This is a genomic window from Streptomyces sp. NBC_00647 (genome assembly GCF_045207245.1).
Lineage (GTDB): Bacteria > Actinomycetota > Actinomycetes > Streptomycetales > Streptomycetaceae > Streptomyces.
This window is the reverse complement of sequence record NZ_CP109040.1, coordinates 5,835,750-5,856,082: the sequence shown is the minus strand read 5'-3', so window position 1 is coordinate 5,856,082 and position 20,333 is coordinate 5,835,750. Positions and strand designations below refer to the sequence as shown.

Here is a 20,333-nt window from a genome sequence, read left to right as displayed (position 1 = left end):
CCTGCCGCGTTCCCCGTGTGCGGCCAACTTAGCGGGTTGATGTTGCGCTGTGATGACCGCCCGATGCACGAAGTGACGACAGCCGCAGACGTACGACCAGACCAAGCCATTCGGCCCACAGACGTACGCGGCGCGTGTGGCTGAATCTATTCGATGTTCGAGCGGCTTTTCGGGGTCCTGCCTCTCGGATGCGGCCGCGGCCGAGACCTCGCGCCGGCCCGGTGGCCACCCGGACGGCCCCTGGCTCCGGCTCGGGTGCCGCTGCTCCCTCGCCCGCACGGAGGCCACCGCGGCCCGGTTCTTCGTCGGCGCCCAGCGGCTTTCGGCCTTCTCCCGGGGGCCGGTCCTCGGCCGGCCTTCCGAGTGGCCCTCTCGCGGCCAGGTATGCCTGTGGCCCCCCACCTTCGAGGTGGGGGGCCACAGTACGCGTTTCCGCGGCGCCGCTTACTTCTTGTTGCGACGCTGAACGCGAGTGCGCTTGAGCAGCTTGCGGTGCTTCTTCTTCGCCATCCGCTTGCGCCGCTTCTTGATAACAGAGCCCACGACTACCCTCGCTCACTTCTCTTTACTCGGTGCTGGGCTGCATGGGCCCACACGACCTATGAGGGGCCAGCCTACCCGTCCGAGAGCCGAGGTCGTAATCGAGGTGTTTCCGGGAGATCGCGAACGGTCTCCCGGAATCGCCGTCAGGCGGTCTCCACCCCCACATAGCTCTCACGGAGGTACTCGTGAACCGCTTGCTCCGGCACCCGGAAGGACCTCCCCACCCGGATCGCCGGCAGATGACCGCTGTGCACCAAGCGGTACACGGTCATCTTCGACACTCGCATCACCGAGGCGACTTCCGCCACGGTAAGGAACTGAACCTCGTTCAGAGGCCTCTCGCCTGCAGCCATGACACACCTGAACCTTCCGCACTCGACGGTCACCGGCTTCCCCTTCCGGTGACTCTTCGTCGTTGCGTGCTCACTCCCCAATGTAGGGGCGGGTGATGCGAGTGGGGAAGAGGGGATGCCATCGGCCGCCTACTGTGACAGACACGCTCGATTGAGTACATAGCGAGTAAGCGGTCGGTAGTAATCAGACCGCACAGCGTCATCAAGCGGAACGACGACGGACACCCGCCCCTCTGCCTCTCCGACGAACAGCGCGGGATCGTCCGTATCGGCGAGACCGATGGCCTCGAACCCCAGCTGACCTGCTCCGCAGACCCATCCGTGGTCTCCGATGACCAGCTCCGGGAGGGGTCCTCCGGCCTCGGCCGCGGCCGCCAGAACGGTCCGAACCGGCAGCGGCGAGTGGGTGTGTGCGCCGGTCGCACGACCGGCGGCCCCGGCCCCGGGTTCGCGCACCAGCGCGACGCCTTGTACGTAGTCGAGGTTGTACGTGCGTAGACCGAACCGGGTCGTTATGTCGACAGAGCTACCCTGCGCGGGGGTGAGGACGGTACATCCCGCCGCCGACAGCGCGTCCGCGAGAGCGGCGTAGAAGGTGATCAGCCGGTGCGGATGACCCGTACCGAGAAGCACAGGGTGACGACGGCGGGCGGCTTCACCGAGCCGTTCCGCGAAGGCGTCGAGCGCCGTCAGGGTCAGCTCCGGGTCGATCACATCATGCCCCGAAGTGTGCGAGGGATCGGCCGAAACTCCGCACTTGTCGGCCATCAACTCGATCAAGTCCCGCTGCCGCCAGGTCCATTCGGGATCAAGTCCGAGCAACAGACGGGGGTCGCGGGCAGCGAAGAGCCGATAGCTGCGCAGACTCTCCTCGCGCGAGGTGGCCACGGGCCCGGCCAGCCGGGCGGCCAGCAGATGTGCACGCAAAGCTCCGGTGCTCAACACGTCAGCGATGCTGACGCATCCGTCGACACCGCATGCACAAAAAGCAGGAAAAGCCCCACACTTGGCCTAATAGGCCATCGTGACGCCAGTGGCAGGGCAGAGGCACGAGGGTCCGCAACCATCTTTGGAACTCCCGGTCTCCCAACACACGTGCCCCAGGAGCCCGTTACCGTGGCGCCGCCCTCGGTCAGGGAGAAATCCCGTTCCCGCCCAGGCCCGAGGCGGGAACGCAGGCCTACGGCAACATCCCCCGCAGCGGGAACACGGCCCTGCGCGTGGCCACGATCGCCTGATCGAGACGGTCCGCCGGGTCGTACCCCGCCTCCCAGTCCTTCCAGGAAACCGGCCACCGTCCGTCCGTCATCCGCATCGGCGCCAACTGCCGGGTGCGGGCGAAGACATGCTGCCGCCAGCTCTCCGGGATCACCGTCTCGGGCTCGATGGGACGGCCCGCCGCGACGGCCACGAGATGCGTCCACGAGCGCGGCACCACCTCCACCACCGCGTACCCGCCGCCGCCCAGCGCCACCCAGCGCCCGTCGGCGTACTCGTGCGCCAGGTCGTGACAGGCGACCTGTACGGCCCGCTGCGCGTCGAGCGATACGGCGAGATGCGCGAGCGGGTCCTCGAAGTGGGTGTCCGCGCCGTGCTGGGTGACCAGCACCTGAGGCCGGAAGTCGGCGATCAGCTCGGGCACCACGGCATGGAAGGCCCGCAGCCAGCCCGCGTCCCCGGTACCGGCCGGCAGCGCGACATTGACCGCCGAGCCCTCGGCGCTGTCGGCCCCCGTCTCCTCGGGCCATCCGGTCTGCGGGAACAGCGTCCGCGGATGCTCGTGCAGGGAGATCGTGAGAACCCGCGGGTCCTCCCAGAAGGCCGCCTGGACGCCGTCACCGTGGTGCACATCGACGTCGATGTACGCGACCCGCTCGGCGCCCAGCTCCAGGAGGCGGGCGATGGCCAGCGAGGCGTCGTTGTAGATGCAGAACCCGGAAGCGCCGCCGGGCATCGCATGGTGCAGCCCGCCCGCGAAGTTCACCGCGTGCAGCGCCTCCCCGCGCCACACCGCCTCCGCCGCCCCCACGGACTGCCCGGCGATCATCGCGGACACCTCGTGCATCCCGGCGAACGCGGGATCGTCCATCGTCCCGAGACCGTACGACGGGTCGGCCGACGCGGGATCGGCGGACGCGGCCCGGACCGCCTCCACATAGTCCTCGCGGTGCACCAGTCGCAGGGTCGACGCCCCCGCCGGCTTCGCCGAGACGACGTCGACGTCCCGGTCGAGCCCGAAGGCGTCCACGAGTCGCCGGGTCAGGGCCAGCCGGACCGGATCCATGGGATGGTCCGGACCGAAGTCATACCCCGTTACTGCCTCGTCCCACATCAGCTGTGCGCGGCCGCTCATGCACGTCACCGTATCGGTCCGGTTGAGGATCGAACGAGCGGGCGTACCCCAAGGTCGCGAGGACCAGCACCATCGGTACGACCATGGCTCCGCGGTAGCTCCACGCGTCGCCCAGCGCGCCCACCAACGGCGAGCCGATCAGGAACCCGACGTAGTTGAAGATGTTCAGCCGCGCGATCGCCGTGTCCGACGCCCCCGGGAAGAGCCTCCCGGCGGCCGCGAAGGTCTGCGGCACGATCACACACAGCCCGAGCCCCACCAGCGTGAAGCCCAGCATGCCCACCCAGGCCCCCGGCGCGACCGCCACCACCCCGAACCCGAGCGCGGCGACCACGGCACCCAGCCGCACCACCGCCACGGCCCCGAACCGCCGCACCCCGAAGTCCCCGACGGCCCGCCCCACCAGCGTCATCACCATGTAGACGTTGTACGGAACGGTCGACAGCTGCTCCGAACTGCCCAGCACGTCCTTCAGATACTTCGCGCTCCAGTTGGAGACCGTCGAATCCCCGATGTAGGCGAACGTCATCACCAGGCACAGCGGAAGCAGCAGCTTGAAGACGAGAGGCCCGGCACCGGCACCGTCCTCGGTCGCCGCGTCCTTCCCGTCCGGGGCCGCGCCACCGTCGACGTACCACCGGCTCGCCACGAGAGCGAGCGGAAGCAGCACCAGCACGACCGGCAGGTACGACACGAAGAGCGGCAGATGCCAGTGCGCCCCGGCCCAGGCGAGCGAGGCACCCACGATCCCGCCCAGGCTGTACGCGGCATGGAAGCCGAGCATGATGCTGCGCCCGTACGACCGCTGGAGACTCACCCCGAGCATGTTCATCGAGGCGTCGAGAGCGCCGACCGCGAGGCCGAAGGCACCGAGGGCGACCGCCACCTCCACGAGCTGGTCACCGGCCCCGACACCGAGCAGGGCGAGCAGCACGACGGGCTGCGACCACCGCAGGACGCTGCTGGGGGGTATCCGCTTGACCAGGTGCTCGGTGGCGACGCTACCCACCCCGGCGAGGATCGGGACGGCCGCCAGGAACGCCGGCAGCAGCGCGTCGGAGATCCCGTAGCGGTCCTGGATGGCCGGGATGCGCGTCACGAGCAACGCGAAGGCGGCACCCTGAGCGAAGAAGCTGAACGCCAAAGAGGCCCTACCGCGCCGCAGCACATCTGTCATGGCGGCGAGCGTAGGGCCCCGGCTTACCGGTGGGTAGATCCAGCCGAAGGTGAATTTTGCTCAGCTCTTCGGAAGGAGACCGTTCAGTCGTCCGATCCGGCACCGGCGGCGAGCTCCCGCTCGAGCATCTTCTCCATCGGGACGACCGCGAAGCGCCCGCTGAGCAGGAAGGCGAGGACCATCGAGGCGATCATGACGACCGTGCCCAGCCAGACCATGGTGTCGATCGGCAGCGTGTAGGCACCCACGACCCGCGCGACGCACTCACCGAGCAGCACCGCGCCCCACACGAGGGAGAAGGTCCGCTCGGCCTTCCGGAACCCCTCCGAGCCGGCCACCAGCCGGTCCCAGGCCGCGCTCCTGGCCGGGTCCCCCTTCACGAGGAACGGCTTCATCGCCTGCGTCATCATCGGCCGCCCGAGCCGCACGGACACCAGGACACCGAGACCCACCGCGCTGCTGACCCCGCTGTCCTTGGCCAGCATCAGCCGCGGGTCACCGGCGACGAGGCTGAGGGCGAGTCCGACCACGTTGACGAAGAGGATCAGCCCGGCCAGGGCGTTGACCTTGCGCTCCTTCACCACGCTCCACACGGTCCGCACCGCCGGTACGACGCTGCTCCAGCCGAGCGCCGCCATCGTGCTCATACCGAACCCGTTCTTGAGCAGGTAGTACGACCCGACGGGCACCGCCACATCCACGATCAGCGGCAGGAAGCTCGGCCGGGGACCGGCGGTCTCCGCGGTGGACGCCGTCCCGGCGACCGCCGCGGCAGCGCGGTCGGTCTCTCCGGTGCTGAACTCGGTGGCGGTGATGCTCATGATCGGGTCCCTCCGTCGTCACTGTGTACGTCCCGTTTCGATGTACTCAGCTTCGCGGTCGGACCCCACCCGCCGACAGAAACGATCGTCCGGAGCTCGGCATGACATATGTCAGCCCCCGCCGATGGGTGCCGTCATACCAGCAGGTCAGCCAACTCCCCCATGTCGGAGAAGAGTTGAGTGGCACCGACCAGCCTGTCGGCCGGCGTCATCGCCGTGAACCCGTACACGTCCATCCCGGCCGCGTCGGCCGCCCGCACCCCCAGCGGACTGTCCTCGACGACGGCACACTTCTCCGGCCGTACACCCATGCGCTCGGCCGCGTGGAGGAACAGATCGGGTGCCGGCTTGCCCCGCCCCACGTCCTGCGAACTGAAGATCCGCTCGTCGTCGAACCAGCGGTCGAGCCCGGTCGTCCGATGCCCGACCCGGATCCGCCCATGACTCCCGGAGGAGGCCACGCAGTACGGCACTCCGTCCGCGGCCAGCTTCTCCAGCACCTGCCCGGCACCGGGAACGGGCTTCAGTTCCCGCTCGAAGGCGGCGAAGACCCGGGCGTGGAACACGTCGTCGAAGTCGTCCGGCAGCCGCTGCCCCGTGCGTTCCAGGACCATGTCGTGGATGCGGTGCATGGCGGAGCCCATGTAGTCACGCAAGGAGTCCTCGTACGAGGTGGGATGCCCCAGCTCGGTGAGATAGGCGGCCAGAAGGGTGTTGGAGATCGGCTCGCTGTCCACGAGGACGCCGTCGTTATCGAAAATAATCAGGTCGTAGCGCATAACAAAGACCCTAAACGCAGAAAACCCCCGTGACCGGTTTCCCGGTACGGGGGTTTTCTTCAAAATTTGTTCGGCGGCGTCCTACTCTCCCACAGGGTCCCCCCTGCAGTACCATCGGCGCTGTGAGGCTTAGCTTCCGGGTTCGGAATGTAACCGGGCGTTTCCCTCACGCTATGACCACCGAAACACTATGAAACTGTCAACCGGAGCCGTGGCATAGCTACGACGGTTGTTCGTGGTTTCAGAACCAACACAGTGGACGCGAGCAACTGAGGACAAGCCCTCGGCCTATTAGTACCAGTCACCTCCAGCGGTTGCCCGCCTTCCAGATCTGGCCTATCAACCCAGTCGTCTACTGGGAGCCTTAACCCCTCAAGGGGGTGGGAATACTCATCTCGAAGCAGGCTTCCCGCTTAGATGCTTTCAGCGGTTATCCCTCCCGAACGTAGCCAACCAGCCATGCCCTTGGCAGGACAACTGGCACACCAGAGGTTCGTCCGTCCCGGTCCTCTCGTACTAGGGACAGCCCTTCTCAATATTCCTACGCGCACAGCGGATAGGGACCGAACTGTCTCACGACGTTCTAAACCCAGCTCGCGTACCGCTTTAATGGGCGAACAGCCCAACCCTTGGGACCGACTCCAGCCCCAGGATGCGACGAGCCGACATCGAGGTGCCAAACCATCCCGTCGATATGGACTCTTGGGGAAGATCAGCCTGTTATCCCCGGGGTACCTTTTATCCGTTGAGCGACGGCGCTTCCACAAGCCACCGCCGGATCACTAGTCCCGACTTTCGTCCCTGCTCGACCCGTCGGTCTCACAGTCAAGCTCCCTTGTGCACTTACACTCAACACCTGATTACCAACCAGGCTGAGGGAACCTTTGGGCGCCTCCGTTACTCTTTAGGAGGCAACCGCCCCAGTTAAACTACCCATCAGACACTGTCCCTGATCCGGATCACGGACCCAGGTTAGACATCCAGCACGACCAGAGTGGTATTTCAACGGCGACTCCACACGGGCTGGCGCCCGCACTTCACAGTCTCCCACCTATCCTACACAAGCCGAACCGAACACCAATATCAAACTGTAGTAAAGGTCCCGGGGTCTTTCCGTCCTGCTGCGCGAAACGAGCATCTTTACTCGTAGTGCAATTTCACCGGGCCTATGGTTGAGACAGTCGAGAAGTCGTTACGCCATTCGTGCAGGTCGGAACTTACCCGACAAGGAATTTCGCTACCTTAGGATGGTTATAGTTACCACCGCCGTTTACTGGCGCTTAAGTTCTCAGCTTCGCCACCCCGAAGAGTGACTAACCGGTCCCCTTAACGTTCCAGCACCGGGCAGGCGTCAGTCCGTATACATCGCCTTACGGCTTCGCACGGACCTGTGTTTTTAGTAAACAGTCGCTTCTCGCTGGTCTCTGCGGCCACCCCCAGCTCACCGAGTAAATCGGATCACCAGTGATGGCCCCCCTTCTCCCGAAGTTACGGGGGCATTTTGCCGAGTTCCTTAACCATAGTTCACCCGAACGCCTCGGTATTCTCTACCTGACCACCTGAGTCGGTTTAGGGTACGGGCCGCCATGAAACTCGCTAGAGGCTTTTCTCGACAGCATAGGATCATCCACTTCACCACAATCGGCTCGGCATCAGGTCTCAGCCTTGATGTGTGACGGATTTGCCTATCACACGGCCTACACCCTTACCCCGGGACAACCACCGCCCGGGATGGACTACCTTCCTGCGTCACCCCATCACTCACCTACTGCAGGTCTGGTCCGTCGGCTCCACCACTCCCCTTTGCCCGAAGGCTCCGGGGCGGCTTCACGGACTTAGCATCGCCTGGTTCAATGTTTGACGCTTCACAGCGGGTACCGGAATATCAACCGGTTATCCATCGACTACGCCTGTCGGCCTCGCCTTAGGTCCCGACTTACCCTGGGCAGATCAGCTTGACCCAGGAACCCTTAGTCAATCGGCGCACACGTTTCTCACGTGTGTATCGCTACTCATGCCTGCATTCTCACTCGTGAACCGTCCACCACTGCCTTCCGGCGCGGCTTCACCCGGCACACGACGCTCCCCTACCCATCACAGCGGGCGTTGGCCCTATTGCTGCAATGACACGACTTCGGCGGTACGCTTGAGCCCCGCTACATTGTCGGCGCGGAATCACTAGACCAGTGAGCTATTACGCACTCTTTCAAGGGTGGCTGCTTCTAAGCCAACCTCCTGGTTGTCTGTGCGACTCCACATCCTTTCCCACTTAGCGTACGCTTAGGGGCCTTAGTCGATGCTCTGGGCTGTTTCCCTCTCGACCATGGAGCTTATCCCCCACAGTCTCACTGCCGCGCTCTCACTTACCGGCATTCGGAGTTTGGCTAAGGTCAGTAACCCGGTAGGGCCCATCGCCTATCCAGTGCTCTACCTCCGGCAAGAAACACACGACGCTGCACCTAAATGCATTTCGGGGAGAACCAGCTATCACGGAGTTTGATTGGCCTTTCACCCCTAACCACAGGTCATCCCCCAGGTTTTCAACCCTGGTGGGTTCGGTCCTCCACGACCTCTTACAGCCGCTTCAACCTGCCCATGGCTAGATCACTCCGCTTCGGGTCTTGAGCGCGCTACTGAATCGCCCTATTCGGACTCGCTTTCGCTACGGCTTCCCCACACGGGTTAACCTCGCAACGCACCGCAAACTCGCAGGCTCATTCTTCAAAAGGCACGCAGTCACGACGCATTGAGTAAACTCAATGCGCGACGCTCCCACGGCTTGTAGGCACACGGTTTCAGGTACTATTTCACTCCGCTCCCGCGGTACTTTTCACCATTCCCTCACGGTACTATCCGCTATCGGTCACCAGGGAATATTTAGGCTTAGCGGGTGGTCCCGCCAGATTCACACGGGATTTCTCGGGCCCCGTGCTACTTGGGTGTCTCTCAAACGAGCCGTTGATGTTTCGACTACGGGGGTCTTACCCTCTACGCCGGACCTTTCGCATGTCCTTCGCCTACATCAACGGTTTCTGACTCGCCTCACAGCCGGCAGACTGTGAAAGAGAGATCCCACAACCCCTTGCATGCAACCCCTGCCGGGTCTCACACATACAAGGTTTGGCCTCATCCGGTTTCGCTCGCCACTACTCCCGGAATCACGGTTGTTTTCTCTTCCTGCGGGTACTGAGATGTTTCACTTCCCCGCGTTCCCTCCACACTGCCTATGTGTTCAGCAGTGGGTGACAGCCCATGACGACTGCCGGGTTTCCCCATTCGGAAACCCCCGGATCAAAGCCTGGTTGACGGCTCCCCGGGGACTATCGTGGCCTCCCACGTCCTTCATCGGTTCCTGGTGCCAAGGCATCCACCGTGCGCCCTTAAAAACTTGGCCACAGATGCTCGCGTCCACTGTGCAGTTCTCAAACAACGACCAACCACCCATCACCCCGAACCAGTAGTTCGAGTGCACTGGGGCCGGCACTGAAGGCAGCCAACATTCGGCCGTACCTTCAGACACCCAACAGCGTGCCCGACACCCTCGCCACTCATGATCAGCTTTCCACGCTCCGAAGAACAGTACTTGCAGCCCGAGATGACTGAGAGTGCCGAATAATCAACGTTCCACCCATGAGCAACCAGCACCGGACATTCGCCGGTGTTCTGGCCTCTGACCTCACCCCGGAGGGATCGGTAAGAAGTGCTCCTTAGAAAGGAGGTGATCCAGCCGCACCTTCCGGTACGGCTACCTTGTTACGACTTCGTCCCAATCGCCAGTCCCACCTTCGACAGCTCCCTCCCACAAGGGGTTGGGCCACCGGCTTCGGGTGTTACCGACTTTCGTGACGTGACGGGCGGTGTGTACAAGGCCCGGGAACGTATTCACCGCAGCAATGCTGATCTGCGATTACTAGCAACTCCGACTTCATGGGGTCGAGTTGCAGACCCCAATCCGAACTGAGACAGGCTTTTTGAGATTCGCTCCGCCTCGCGGCTTCGCAGCTCTTTGTACCTGCCATTGTAGCACGTGTGCAGCCCAAGACATAAGGGGCATGATGACTTGACGTCGTCCCCACCTTCCTCCGAGTTGACCCCGGCAGTCTCCTGTGAGTCCCCATCACCCCGAAGGGCATGCTGGCAACACAGAACAAGGGTTGCGCTCGTTGCGGGACTTAACCCAACATCTCACGACACGAGCTGACGACAGCCATGCACCACCTGTACACCGACCACAAGGGGGGCACTATCTCTAATGCTTTCCGGTGTATGTCAAGCCTTGGTAAGGTTCTTCGCGTTGCGTCGAATTAAGCCACATGCTCCGCTGCTTGTGCGGGCCCCCGTCAATTCCTTTGAGTTTTAGCCTTGCGGCCGTACTCCCCAGGCGGGGAACTTAATGCGTTAGCTGCGGCACCGACGACGTGGAATGTCGCCAACACCTAGTTCCCACCGTTTACGGCGTGGACTACCAGGGTATCTAATCCTGTTCGCTCCCCACGCTTTCGCTCCTCAGCGTCAGTAATGGCCCAGAGATCCGCCTTCGCCACCGGTGTTCCTCCTGATATCTGCGCATTTCACCGCTACACCAGGAATTCCGATCTCCCCTACCACACTCTAGCCTGCCCGTATCGACTGCAGACCCGGGGTTAAGCCCCGGGCTTTCACAACCGACGTGACAAGCCGCCTACGAGCTCTTTACGCCCAATAATTCCGGACAACGCTTGCGCCCTACGTATTACCGCGGCTGCTGGCACGTAGTTAGCCGGCGCTTCTTCTGCAGGTACCGTCACTTTCGCTTCTTCCCTGCTGAAAGAGGTTTACAACCCGAAGGCCGTCATCCCTCACGCGGCGTCGCTGCATCAGGCTTTCGCCCATTGTGCAATATTCCCCACTGCTGCCTCCCGTAGGAGTCTGGGCCGTGTCTCAGTCCCAGTGTGGCCGGTCGCCCTCTCAGGCCGGCTACCCGTCGTCGCCTTGGTGAGCCACTACCTCACCAACAAGCTGATAGGCCGCGGGCTCATCCTTCACCGCCGGAGCTTTTAACCCCCACCCATGCAGGCAGGAGTGTTATCCGGTATTAGACCCCGTTTCCAGGGCTTGTCCCAGAGTGAAGGGCAGATTGCCCACGTGTTACTCACCCGTTCGCCACTAATCCACCCCGAAGGGCTTCATCGTTCGACTTGCATGTGTTAAGCACGCCGCCAGCGTTCGTCCTGAGCCAGGATCAAACTCTCCGTGAATGTTTACCGGTAATCCGGTGAAACATCATGAGAGCGGAACAACCGGTCGGAATAGGACCGGCGTTCACAGCGTCCTCGCTGATGCGCCTGCCCCCAAGGGGACAGGACTTTTTCAAAGGAACCTCGTCCCGACCGATCGGCCGGAGACGGGGTATCAACATATCTGGCGTTGATTTTTGGCACGCTGTTGAGTTCTCAAGGAACGGACGCTTCCTTTGTACTCACCCTCTCGGGCTTTCCTCCGGGCGCTTCCCTTCGGTCTTGCGTTTCCGACTCTATCAGACCGTTTCCGTATCCGATTTCCTCGGTGCTTTCCAGGTTCTCGCTTTCGCGTTTCCCTTTCCGGCGAGTCCGACTCTATCAGATCCTTTCGGGCCTGACTCCCAGTCAGCGGGGCTTTGTCTTCGCGGCTGTTGGGCCGTTCCGACGAGTGAGACATTAGCGGATTCCTGGCTCCCGAGCTAATCGGGGTGGCGTCCTTTCGAACGCGGAATCCTCATTTCGCAAACACGCATGAAAACGAGCCGGCGACGAGTCGTCGATCGTTGAATGGTGGTGCGGAATGGCTGTCCGGGGACCGACCGGAGTCGGCGCTCACGTCGGACAACTCGGAGAACACTACGGACGCGCCGGAGTCGTGTCAACTCCGGTCCGGACGGGACACCCGAGGCGTACGCTGACTGCCATGACTACGCGTACGTGCACCCAGCAGTGGTGGGCCGCCTGACGGCGGCCGTACTCACGTATGTACCCAACGGCCGCCGCCCTCGGCGGCCGTTTTTGTGTCTCCCTCCCGGGGAGCCGGCCGGTGGGCGCGGCGGCCTCGACCAGGAGGTGGAGAGATGACGCGGATCTTCAGCGGGGTCAAGCCGACCGGGCATCTGACGCTGGGCAACTATCTGGGAGCCGTGCGGCGCTGGGCCGGTGTCGATCAGCACCGGGCCGACGCCCTGTTCTGCATCGTCGATCTGCACGCGCTGACCGTGGACCACGATCCGGGGCGGGTGCGCAGGCTCAGCAGGCAGGCGGCGACCTTGTTGCTGGCCTCCGGGCTCGATCCGGAGCTGTGCACCGTGTTCGTACAGAGTCATGTGGACGAGCACGCGCGGCTGTCGTACGTACTGGAGTGCGTCGCGACGGACGGGGAGATGCGGCGGATGATCCAGTACAAGGAGAAGGCCGCGCTCGAACGGCGGCGCGGTGGGAGCGTGCGGCTGTCGTTGCTGACGTATCCCGTGCTGATGGCGGCCGACATCCTGGCGTACGGGAGCGACGAGGTGCCGGTTGGGGACGACCAGACGCAGCATGTCGAGCTGACCCGGGATCTGGCGGTGCGGTTCAACCAGCGGTACGGGCACACGTTCGTGGTTCCTCGGGCGACGCGTCCGGAGGTCGCGGCACGGGTCATGAACCTGCAGGAGCCGACGTCGAAGATGGGGAAGAGCGACGACGTCGGACCGGGTGTCGTCTATTTGCTCGATGAACCGGATGCCGTACGGAAGAAGATCATGCGGGCCGTGACGGACAGCGGCCAAGACATCGAGTACGACCGGGAGAAGCGGCCCGGGATCTCGAATCTGCTGGAGATCCTCGCGGCGTGTGAGGGTGGGAACCCCGAGGCCTTGAGCGGTGTATATGAGTCGTACGGCGCTTTGAAGAAGGACACCGCCGAGGCCGTGATCGAGCTCCTCAGGCCCGTACAGGAGAGGCACAAGCAGTTGTGCGCGGATCCTGCGTATGTGGAGGGGGTGTTGCGGGACGGTGCGGCGAAGGCCAGAGAGATGGCGCGGCCGAGGGTGGACGCGGCGTACGGGGCGATCGGGTTGCTGCCGGCGGCTGACTGAGAGCTGAGGGTCGACGGCCCTCAGGCTGTTGGTCTCAGGCTGCCGGCTGTCGGCGGGCAGGTGCCCTCGGCAGCGAGCCGCCCTCGGCATCGGGGCGGGTCGCTGCCGAGGACGTTCGCTCGGTGCCGGGGCGGGTTGCTCCGTGCCGGGGGCCGGGCGGCTCCGTCAGCTGTTGCCGGAGGCGAGTTCGCGGCTGCGGTCGCGGGCTGCTTCCAGCGCGGCGATGAGTGCGGCGCGTACGCCGTGGTTCTCGAGTTCGCGGATGGCGTTGATCGTGGTGCCGGCGGGGGACGTGACGTTCTCCCGGAGCTTCACGGGGTGCTCGCCGCTGTCGCGGAGCATCACGGCGGCGCCGATCGCGGACTGGACGATCAGGTCGTGGGCCTTGTCGCGGGGCAGGCCGAGCAGAATGCCCGCGTCCGTCATGGCTTCGACCAGGTAGAAGAAGTACGCCGGTCCAGAGCCGGAGAGGGCGGTGCAGGCGTCCTGCTGCGACTCGGGGACGAGGAGGGTCTTGCCGACGGCGCCGAAAAGGGCCTCGGCGTGCGCGATGTGCTCGGCGGTGGCGTGGCTGCCGGGGGAGATGACGGACATGGCCTCGTCGACGAGGGCGGGGGTGTTCGTCATGACACGGACGACGGGGGTGCCGGTGGCCAGGCGTTCCTCGAAGAAGGAGGTGGGGATGCCTGCCGCGCCGCTGATGACCAGGCGGTCGGCGGGGATGTGCGGGGCGAGTTCGTCGAGGAGGGTGCCCATGTCCTGGGGCTTGACGGTGAGGATCAGGGTGTCGGCGGTCTTGGCCGCTTCCGCGTTGCTGACCGGGGTCACTCCGTGGCGTTCCTGGAGTTCCTTGGCCCGCTCCGGTCGGCGGGCTGTCACCAGGAGGTCGGCGGGGGCCCAACCGCCTCGGATCATTCCGCTGAGCAGGGCTTCGCCGATCTTGCCGGTGCCGAGGACTGCGACTTTCTGAGTCATGGTTGCGGGTGCCCTCCGAGGGTTGGGTCGTCCACGTTCATCCTCCCACCGGGGTCATGGGGGCGGGTGGGCTGTCCGGTGGGCGGACGGCATCCGCCCACCGGTCCCGCCGGGCGTCCGCCGGGACCGCCGGGCGTCCGCCGGGACCGCCGGGACCCCCAGGCGCGGGACCCCCGGGGCGCGGGACCCCCGGGGCGCGGGACCCCCGGGGCGCGGGACCCTACGGCGTCCTGCGTCGCAGGGTCGCCGCTCCGAGTCCCAGGACCAGCAGCGCGCTCCCGGCCACGATCAGGGCGTCGCGTACGAAGGTCGCGGTCATGTCGGTGTGCCTGAGGACCTCGTTCATGCCGTCGACCGCGTAGGACATGGGCAGGACGTCGGAGATGGCCTCCAGGACGGGGTGCATGTTGGAGCGGGGGGTGAACAGGCCGCAGAGGAGGAGCTGGGGGAAGATCACGGCCGGCATGAACTGGACGGCCTGGAACTCGGAGGCGGCGAAGGCCGAGACGAAGAGGCCGAGGGCCGTTCCGAGGAGGGCGTCGAGGAGGGCGACCAGCAGGAGCAGCCAGGGGGAGCCCGTGGCGTCGAGTCCGAGGAGCCAGACCGCGAGTCCGGTGGCCAGGGCCGACTGGATGACGGCGAGCACGCCGAAGGCGAGGGCGTAGCCGGCGATCAGGTCGCCCTTGCCGAGGGGCATGGCGAGGAGGCGTTCGAGAGTGCCCGAGGTGCGCTCGCGCAGGGTGGCGATGGAGGTCACCAGGAACATCGTGATCAGCGGGAAGATCCCGAGGAGGGACGCGCCGATGGAGTCGAAGGTGCGGGGGCTGCCGTCGAAGACATAGCGGAGCAGGAAGAGCATCACGCAGGGGACGAGGATCATCAGCGCGATGGTGCGCGGGTCGTGACGGAGCTGACGCAGGACGCGGGTCGCGGTGGCCATGGTGCGGGAGGCGTTGAGCGCGCTCGGGCGTGACGCCGGTCCCGTCTGCCCGGATGCGCCGAGGCCCGCGGGTGCGGCCGCCGGAGTGGGGCTCGTGGATGCGGTCGGGCTCATCGTGCGGTCTCCTCGCGGGGGTGGGCGCCGGCGGACCGGGGTTCGGGGTCGGTGAGGGTCGGCGGTCGAGGTGTGCTGCTCGGCGTGGACTGCGCGGCCGCGACCGCCTCGTCGACGAGATGGAGGAAGGCGGCCTCGACGGTGTCGGAGCCGGTCCGTTCGCGGAGGGCGTCCGGGGTGTCGTCGGCGAGGATCCCGCCCTCGCGCATCAGGAGGAGCCGGTGGCAGCGCTCGGCCTCGTCCATGACGTGGGAGGAGATCAGGAGGGTCGCGTCGCGTTCTTCGGCGATGGCGTGGAAGAGGCTCCACAGATCGCGGCGCAGGACCGGGTCGAGGCCGACGGTCGGTTCGTCGAGGACCAGGAGTTCAGGGGTGCCGAGGAGGGCGACGGCGAGGGAGACACGGCTGCGCTGGCCGCCCGAGAGGTTGCCGGCGAGGGAGTCGGCGTGGGAGGCGAGGTCGACGTCGGCGACGGCGCGGGTGACATCGGCGTGGCGGCGTTCGGCGGCGGCCCGGCCCGGGTCGAGGATCGCGGCGAAGTAGTCGAGGTTCTGCCGGACGGTCAGGTCGTCGTAGACGGAGGGGGCCTGGGTGACGTAGCCGATGCGGGAGCGGAGGGCGCCGTCACCGGCCGGGAGGCCGAGGACCTGGAGGGTGCCGCCGACCCTGGCCTGGGTGCCGACGATCGCGCGCATCAGGGTGGATTTGCCGCAGCCGGAAGGGCCGAGCAGACCGGTGATCTGGCCGCGCGGGACCGTGAAGCCGAGTCCGTTCAGGACGGTGCGGGTGCCGCGGACGACGGTGAGGCCTTCGGCACGGACGGCGGTCTGGGAAGGGGGCACGGGTGTTCCTGTGGGGTCGGGCGGACGTGGACGAATAATCATCACTCGATGAATATTCCTCCCGTGCGGTGCGGCGGTCAAGAGCCGCGGCGTGCCGGTCGAACGACCGGAGCACCGTGCGGCGCAGGCGCGCGTCGGCGCGAACGGAACGGCTCCGTCCGCGGTGTCGCCGAACGATGCGCTCCCGCGTTCGCGTGACGGTTGCCCCGAGGGGCTGTGCGATCAACCGGCTTACCTGACAATGGATTTCAATGTGCGATACGGCTTCCTGCCGTACCGCCAGGTCCGCCGTGCCCTCCCCCGGCGCGGCACCCACGCATCTCCCACTGTCGACCGGAGGTGCTGTCGTGATGCGCAAAGCCGATCTGTTCGCGTCCCTCGTCGTCTTTCTGGTGGCGCTGCCCCTGTGTGTCGGGGTCGCCATAGCGTCCGGTGTGCCCGCCGAGCTGGGGCTGGTGACCGGGATCGTCGGTGGGCTGGTCGCCGGGATGCTGCCCGGGAGCAGCCTCCAGGTGAGCGGGCCCGCGGCCGGGCTGACCGTGCTGGTGTACGAGGCTGTGCAGTCGTTCGGGGTCCGGGTGCTGGGTGTCCTGGTGCTCGCCGCCGGGCTGGTGCAGCTCGGCCTCGGGGCGTTACGGCTCGGGCGATGGTTCCGGGCCGTGTCCGTGGCCGTGGTGCAGGGAATGCTCGCCGGGATCGGGCTCGTGCTGATCGTGGGCCAGGTGTACGCGATGGCCGACGCGACGGCGCCCTCCGGCGCGCTCGGGAAGATCGCCGGGCTGGGCTCGCTGGCCGGTGCCGCGGATCCGGTGGCACTGGCGATCGGCGGCGCCACCGTGGCCGTACTCCTGCTCTGGCCGCGGTGGCGGCGGGGCGCGCGGGTGGTTCCTGCGCCCCTGCTGGCGGTGGCGCTCGCCTCGGCCGTGACCGGGGCGTTCGATCTGGCGGTGCGACGGGTCGAGGTGCGGGGGCTGCTCGATGCCGTACGGCCGCCGTCCCTCACGGACCTGGGCCGGCTCACGGAAGTGGGCGTGATCGGGACGGTACTGGCGTTCGCGCTGATCGCCTCGGCGGAGTCGTTGTTCAGTGCGGCGGCGGTGGACCGGCTGCATCGCGGGCCGCGCACCGATTACGACCGCGAGCTCATCGCGCAGGGCGCCGGGAACGCCGTGTGCGGGATGCTCGGGGCGCTGCCGATGACCGCGGTGATCGTGCGGAGTGCGGCGAACGTGCAGGCCGGGGCGCGGACCAAGGTGTCGCGGGTGCTGCACGGGGTGTGGCTGCTGCTGTTCACGGCCGTGGTGCCCGCGGTGCTCGGGCTGATTCCGGTGGCCGCGCTCGCGGGGCTGCTGGTGCACGCGGGGTGCAAGCTCGTGCCGGTGCGGGAGGTGCGGACGCTGTGGCGTGGGCATCGCGGTGAGGTGGTCGTGCTGGTCGTGACCGCGGTGTCGATCGTGGTCGGGAACCTCTTCGAGGGTGTGCTGGTCGGGCTGGCGCTCGCGGTGGCCAAGACCGCCTGGGACATCAGTCATGTGCACGTGGAGACCGAGGACCGGGGCGCCGCGGGCATGGTCGTACGGGTGGTCGGCAACGCCACCTTCCTCCGGCTGCCGAAGCTGTTGGACGCTTTGGAGGCGTTGCCGCACGACCGTGACGTACGGCTGGAGCTGGGCGGTCTGCGGCATGTCGATCACGCGTGTGCGGCGGCCCTCGAGGGGTGGGCCGCCGGGCGGGATCACGAACGGGTCGCCACCAGCAGTTCCACGACGTAGGTCTCCTCCACGACCCCTTCCGGGAACGCCTCGAGGAGGTGGTTCCGTTCCTCGGCGAAGAACGCTCCGGTGGTCTCCTCGCCGAGGACCAGGAACGGGGAGTGGCTGCCGATGTTGGCGACGCGGGTGTCGATCGGGATACGCCGGCTCCAGCGGACCTGCCGATGGCCGAAGGAGAGGCGGCCACTGGGGTCGGCGGTGAGCGCGTGGGTGGCGCGAGCGACGCTGTCGTTCTTCTCGGCCTCGTGGTCCCAGTCGAGGAAACGCTCGGCGCGCCGGGCCGCCGCCGCGATCCACGGGACATCGAGCGCCTCGGTGTTCCACCACAGGGCCAGCGCCCCGCCGGGGCGCAGCACCCGCAGCGCCTCCGGCACCGAATGGCTCGGGTCGGTCCAGTGCCAGGACTGGGCGTAGGTGAGGAAGTCCGCAGAGGCGGAGGCGAGGGGCAGGGCGTTGCCGCTGCCCCGGACGATCGGGATGCGGGGGTGGGCGCGACGGAACTCGGCTGCCATGCCGGGGCCGGGTTCCACGGCGAGGACATTCGCGCCGCGGGCGTCCAGGAGTCCGGTCGAGATCCCGGTGCCCGCTCCCACGTCGACGACCCTGGCGCCGGCCAGGGAGCGGGCCGCGAGGGCTTCGACGGCGTCGAAGAGGGCCGGCGGATACGACGGACGGTTCGCGGCGTACTGCGCCGCGGCCGCGTTGAAGGAGTGGGCCCGGGCGGCGTGCGGTGAGGCAGGAGAGGAGGGAAGGGTCATGAGTTCATGGTCGGGCGTGGCGAGGGAGCTGGGGTAGGGGCTTTCCCTGACCTCTTGGGATCCCGGCCGGGCTCATCCTCGGGTGCGAAGCGTGGTTCGTCCCCGGCTCGTCACCGGTACGGGACCTGGTCCACCACCGGCTCGTCACCGGTACGGGACCTGCTTCGCCGCCGACTCGTCACCGGGGCGGCGGCCTGGTTCGCCGCCGACTCGTCACCAGTGCGGGATCTACTTCGCCGCCGACTCGTCACCGGGGCGGCGGCCTGGTTCGCCACCGACTCGTCACCAGTGCGGGATCTACTTCGCCACCGACTCGTCACCGGGGCGGCGGCCTGGTTCGCCACCGACTCGTCACCAGTGCGGGATCTACTTCGCCACCGACTCGTCACCGGGGCGGCGGCCTGGTTCGCCACCGACTCGTCACCAGTGCGGGATCTACTTCGCCACCGGGGCGCGATCCGGCTGCGGTCAGGTCCGGCGGCTCTTCCGCGACGGGTTGCCGGTGCGGCGCGTGGTGCGGCGCGTGTACTGCTCCTTCGCCGCCTCGTACTCCTCGCGGTGGAGCTTCTCGCCCGGGGCCTCGGTGAGGGAGCGGACGGAGTAGGCGAGGAGGGAGCCGACGAAACCGATGGCCAGCAGACCGCGAAGGGAGGCCTGGCGGTCGGGGTCGGGGCGCTTGGCGAAGGTCTCCGAGGTGTGGCGGAACGCGAGGGCGCTGCACACCGCGAACATCACCACGACCATCACGGTCACGGGCCTCCCGACATCCGCGATGGCCAGGCCCTGGTACGCGAAGCGGAGCACGAAGCAGGCGGCCACGGCGGCGGCGAGGGAGCCGACGGCCGCGCCGATGCGGCGGCCGGTGTAGCCGCCGTCGTGCTGCACCCAGGTCGTTCCGAAGAAACGCAGGGGCTCGGGCTGGGGCCCCGCGGGGGTGCCGGTTCCGGTGTCGGTCTCGTCGCTCACGCGACGATTATCGCTCCGGTCCCGGCTCCGGCGACCGCCGCGGGTGCCCTTGGGCGGGGGCGTCGGTCAGGAACACGCCGGGGCGACGTAGCCGTCGCTGCCCGTTTGGACGTATGCGTCGGAGACGAACTGCCCGTTCGAGATGTTGTCCCAGGTCTTGCTCGTCCCGTAGGTGCCGGTGACGGACTCTCCCGGGCACTGGCAGTAGATCGGAACACGCGAGCCGGCCGGCAGGGTACGGACAATGCTGAAGTGGGTGCCCGGACCACTGCGGACGTTCAGCTCGACGCCCGGCGCGACGGGATAGGTACGCAGCGCCGCCGACGCCTCGGACGTAGCCCCCGCCACCATCAGAAGCGCGGCAGTGGCCCCTCCGACCAGCATGGCCCGTCTGCCTGACACGATCTTCACAATCGTTCCCCTTTTGTCGTCAGGAGCAGCGCGGCGCGACGTAGCCGTCGCTGCCCGTCTTCACGTACGCGTCCGAAACGAACTGCGCGTTGGCGATGTTGTCCCAGATCGTCGAGGTGCCGTACGGACCGGTTACGGACTCTCCCGGGCACTGGCAGCGGATCGGAATGCTCGAGCCGGCCGACAGCGTACGGACGATCGGGTAATGGGTGCCCGGGCCGCTGCGGACGTTGACGTTGTGGCCCGGTGCGAGCGGGTACGTGCGCAGTGCCTGGGCGGCCAGCGGCTCCGCGTCCGCCGCGCTGGTGATGGCGATGTCTTCCGTGGCCATATCGATCTCCCCCGTTGATTGGTTCACGCCAAATTCATGCCGCGCGCCGAGGCTAGCAAGCCGTCGAGGTTTCGCACGAAGGATCGACTAGGCTCTGCGCGTCGCGCAGCGGACGGA

The 20,333-nt window shown here is 66.5% G+C and carries 16 protein-coding genes and 3 rRNA genes; 2 read left to right on the top strand and 17 right to left on the bottom strand.

All coding sequences use genetic code 11. From position 1 onward, the window contains the following. Positions 1–444: 444 nt before the first annotated feature. From OG788_RS25735 to OG788_RS25690, 10 genes are all read right to left on the bottom strand, one after another. Entirely contained in the window at positions 445–543 is a 99-nt protein-coding gene (locus OG788_RS25735) for a 30S ribosomal protein bS22 (protein WP_003948845.1), read from the bottom strand. Positions 544–686: 143 nt separating this feature from the next. Then, on the bottom strand, positions 687–896 hold the full coding sequence (locus OG788_RS25730; RefSeq protein ID WP_093781815.1) for a helix-turn-helix domain-containing protein: 210 nt from the start codon (positions 894–896) through the stop codon (positions 687–689). Positions 897–1,025: 129 nt separating this feature from the next. Continuing rightward, positions 1,026–1,841, bottom strand: coding sequence for a phosphatase (locus OG788_RS25725; protein ID WP_406373720.1), 816 nt, complete (start codon positions 1,839–1,841; stop codon positions 1,026–1,028). A gap of 235 nt (positions 1,842–2,076) precedes the next feature. After that, entirely contained in the window at positions 2,077–3,249 is a 1,173-nt protein-coding gene (locus OG788_RS25720; protein ID WP_406373718.1) for an acetoin utilization protein AcuC, read from the bottom strand. Continuing rightward, positions 3,200–4,426, bottom strand: a complete 1,227-nt coding sequence (locus OG788_RS25715; protein WP_406373716.1) for an MFS transporter — start codon at positions 4,424–4,426, stop codon at positions 3,200–3,202. The genes OG788_RS25720 and OG788_RS25715 overlap by 50 nt, the downstream gene beginning before the upstream one ends. 83 nt (positions 4,427–4,509) lie before the next feature. Then, complete coding sequence (locus OG788_RS25710) at positions 4,510–5,247, bottom strand: VC0807 family protein (protein WP_406373714.1); 738 nt, start codon at positions 5,245–5,247, stop codon at positions 4,510–4,512. Positions 5,248–5,381: 134 nt separating this feature from the next. After that, a complete protein-coding gene (locus tag OG788_RS25705) occupies positions 5,382–6,026 on the bottom strand; it encodes an HAD family hydrolase (RefSeq protein WP_406373712.1) in 645 nt (214 codons plus the stop codon). Positions 6,027–6,094: 68 nt separating this feature from the next. Beyond that, positions 6,095–6,211: ribosomal RNA gene (gene rrf / locus OG788_RS25700) — 5S ribosomal RNA — on the bottom strand. Between the two features lie 86 nt (positions 6,212–6,297). Beyond that, positions 6,298–9,420: ribosomal RNA gene (locus tag OG788_RS25695) — 23S ribosomal RNA — on the bottom strand. A 317-nt stretch (positions 9,421–9,737) separates the two neighbouring features. Beyond that, positions 9,738–11,263 (bottom strand): 16S ribosomal RNA (locus OG788_RS25690). The 16S, 23S and 5S rRNA genes sit together here, the layout of an rRNA operon. 842 nt (positions 11,264–12,105) lie before the next feature. Here OG788_RS25690 and trpS point away from each other — a divergent pair. Continuing rightward, entirely contained in the window at positions 12,106–13,107 is a 1,002-nt protein-coding gene (gene trpS / locus OG788_RS25685) for a tryptophan--tRNA ligase (protein WP_406373710.1), read from the top strand. A 165-nt stretch (positions 13,108–13,272) separates the two neighbouring features. Here trpS and proC read toward each other — a convergent pair whose 3' ends face one another. The 3 genes from proC to OG788_RS25670 all read right to left on the bottom strand — a co-directional run bounded on the left by proC (position 13,273) and on the right by OG788_RS25670 (position 16,020). Further along, on the bottom strand, positions 13,273–14,082 hold the full coding sequence (gene proC, locus OG788_RS25680; protein WP_406373709.1) for a pyrroline-5-carboxylate reductase: 810 nt from the start codon (positions 14,080–14,082) through the stop codon (positions 13,273–13,275). A 220-nt stretch (positions 14,083–14,302) separates the two neighbouring features. Then, on the bottom strand, positions 14,303–15,136 hold the full coding sequence (locus tag OG788_RS25675) for an ABC transporter permease (protein WP_406373707.1): 834 nt from the start codon (positions 15,134–15,136) through the stop codon (positions 14,303–14,305). Further along, positions 15,133–16,020 carry an ABC transporter ATP-binding protein gene (locus tag OG788_RS25670; protein WP_406373705.1) on the bottom strand — a complete coding sequence of 296 codons (888 nt, stop codon included), beginning with the start codon at positions 16,018–16,020 and terminating at the stop codon, positions 15,133–15,135. Before OG788_RS25670 ends, OG788_RS25675 begins: the two co-directional genes overlap by 4 nt. Positions 16,021–16,328: 308 nt before the next feature. On the opposite strand from OG788_RS25670, the gene OG788_RS25665 reads away from it, so the two are divergent. Next, positions 16,329–17,750 carry a SulP family inorganic anion transporter gene (locus OG788_RS25665; RefSeq protein WP_406373703.1) on the top strand — a complete coding sequence of 474 codons (1,422 nt, stop codon included), beginning with the start codon at positions 16,329–16,331 and terminating at the stop codon, positions 17,748–17,750. Here OG788_RS25665 and OG788_RS25660 read toward each other — a convergent pair. From OG788_RS25660 to OG788_RS25645, 4 genes are all read right to left on the bottom strand, one after another. Beyond that, positions 17,714–18,508, bottom strand: coding sequence for a class I SAM-dependent methyltransferase (locus tag OG788_RS25660; protein WP_406373702.1), 795 nt, complete (start codon positions 18,506–18,508; stop codon positions 17,714–17,716). The two genes, OG788_RS25665 and OG788_RS25660, sit on opposite strands and share 37 nt — an antisense overlap. Positions 18,509–18,976: 468 nt before the next feature. Continuing rightward, positions 18,977–19,474, bottom strand: coding sequence for an EamA/RhaT family transporter (locus OG788_RS25655; protein WP_406373701.1), 498 nt, complete (start codon positions 19,472–19,474; stop codon positions 18,977–18,979). Positions 19,475–19,540: 66 nt separating this feature from the next. Further along, a complete protein-coding gene (locus OG788_RS25650) occupies positions 19,541–19,825 on the bottom strand; it encodes a peptidase (protein WP_406376840.1) in 285 nt (94 codons plus the stop codon). Between the two features lie 79 nt (positions 19,826–19,904). Then, positions 19,905–20,216 carry a peptidase gene (locus tag OG788_RS25645; protein ID WP_406373699.1) on the bottom strand — a complete coding sequence of 104 codons (312 nt, stop codon included), beginning with the start codon at positions 20,214–20,216 and terminating at the stop codon, positions 19,905–19,907. Between the last annotated feature and the right edge of the window lie 117 nt (positions 20,217–20,333).

What these genes read in the sequence shown, in the direction of transcription:
- OG788_RS25665 (WP_406373703.1), top strand. Translation starts at nt 16,329, where the DNA reads ATGCGCAAAGCCGATCTGTTCGCGTCCCTCGTCGTCTTTCTGGTGGCG.
- proC (WP_406373709.1), bottom strand. Translation starts at nt 14,082, where the DNA reads ATGACTCAGAAAGTCGCAGTCCTCGGCACCGGCAAGATCGGCGAAGCC.
- OG788_RS25650 (WP_406376840.1), bottom strand. Translation starts at nt 19,825, where the DNA reads ATGGTGGCGGGGGCTACGTCCGAGGCGTCGGCGGCGCTGCGTACCTAT.
- OG788_RS25715 (WP_406373716.1), bottom strand. Translation starts at nt 4,426, where the DNA reads ATGACAGATGTGCTGCGGCGCGGTAGGGCCTCTTTGGCGTTCAGCTTC.
- OG788_RS25730 (WP_093781815.1), bottom strand. Translation starts at nt 896, where the DNA reads ATGGCTGCAGGCGAGAGGCCTCTGAACGAGGTTCAGTTCCTTACCGTG.
- OG788_RS25670 (WP_406373705.1), bottom strand. Translation starts at nt 16,020, where the DNA reads ATGATTATTCGTCCACGTCCGCCCGACCCCACAGGAACACCCGTGCCC.
- OG788_RS25645 (WP_406373699.1), bottom strand. Translation starts at nt 20,216, where the DNA reads ATGGCCACGGAAGACATCGCCATCACCAGCGCGGCGGACGCGGAGCCG.
- trpS (WP_406373710.1), top strand. Translation starts at nt 12,106, where the DNA reads ATGACGCGGATCTTCAGCGGGGTCAAGCCGACCGGGCATCTGACGCTG.
- OG788_RS25705 (WP_406373712.1), bottom strand. Translation starts at nt 6,026, where the DNA reads ATGCGCTACGACCTGATTATTTTCGATAACGACGGCGTCCTCGTGGAC.
- OG788_RS25710 (WP_406373714.1), bottom strand. Translation starts at nt 5,247, where the DNA reads ATGAGCATCACCGCCACCGAGTTCAGCACCGGAGAGACCGACCGCGCT.
- OG788_RS25720 (WP_406373718.1), bottom strand. Translation starts at nt 3,249, where the DNA reads ATGAGCGGCCGCGCACAGCTGATGTGGGACGAGGCAGTAACGGGGTAT.
- OG788_RS25660 (WP_406373702.1), bottom strand. Translation starts at nt 18,508, where the DNA reads ATGACCCTTCCCTCCTCTCCTGCCTCACCGCACGCCGCCCGGGCCCAC.
- OG788_RS25675 (WP_406373707.1), bottom strand. Translation starts at nt 15,136, where the DNA reads ATGAGCCCGACCGCATCCACGAGCCCCACTCCGGCGGCCGCACCCGCG.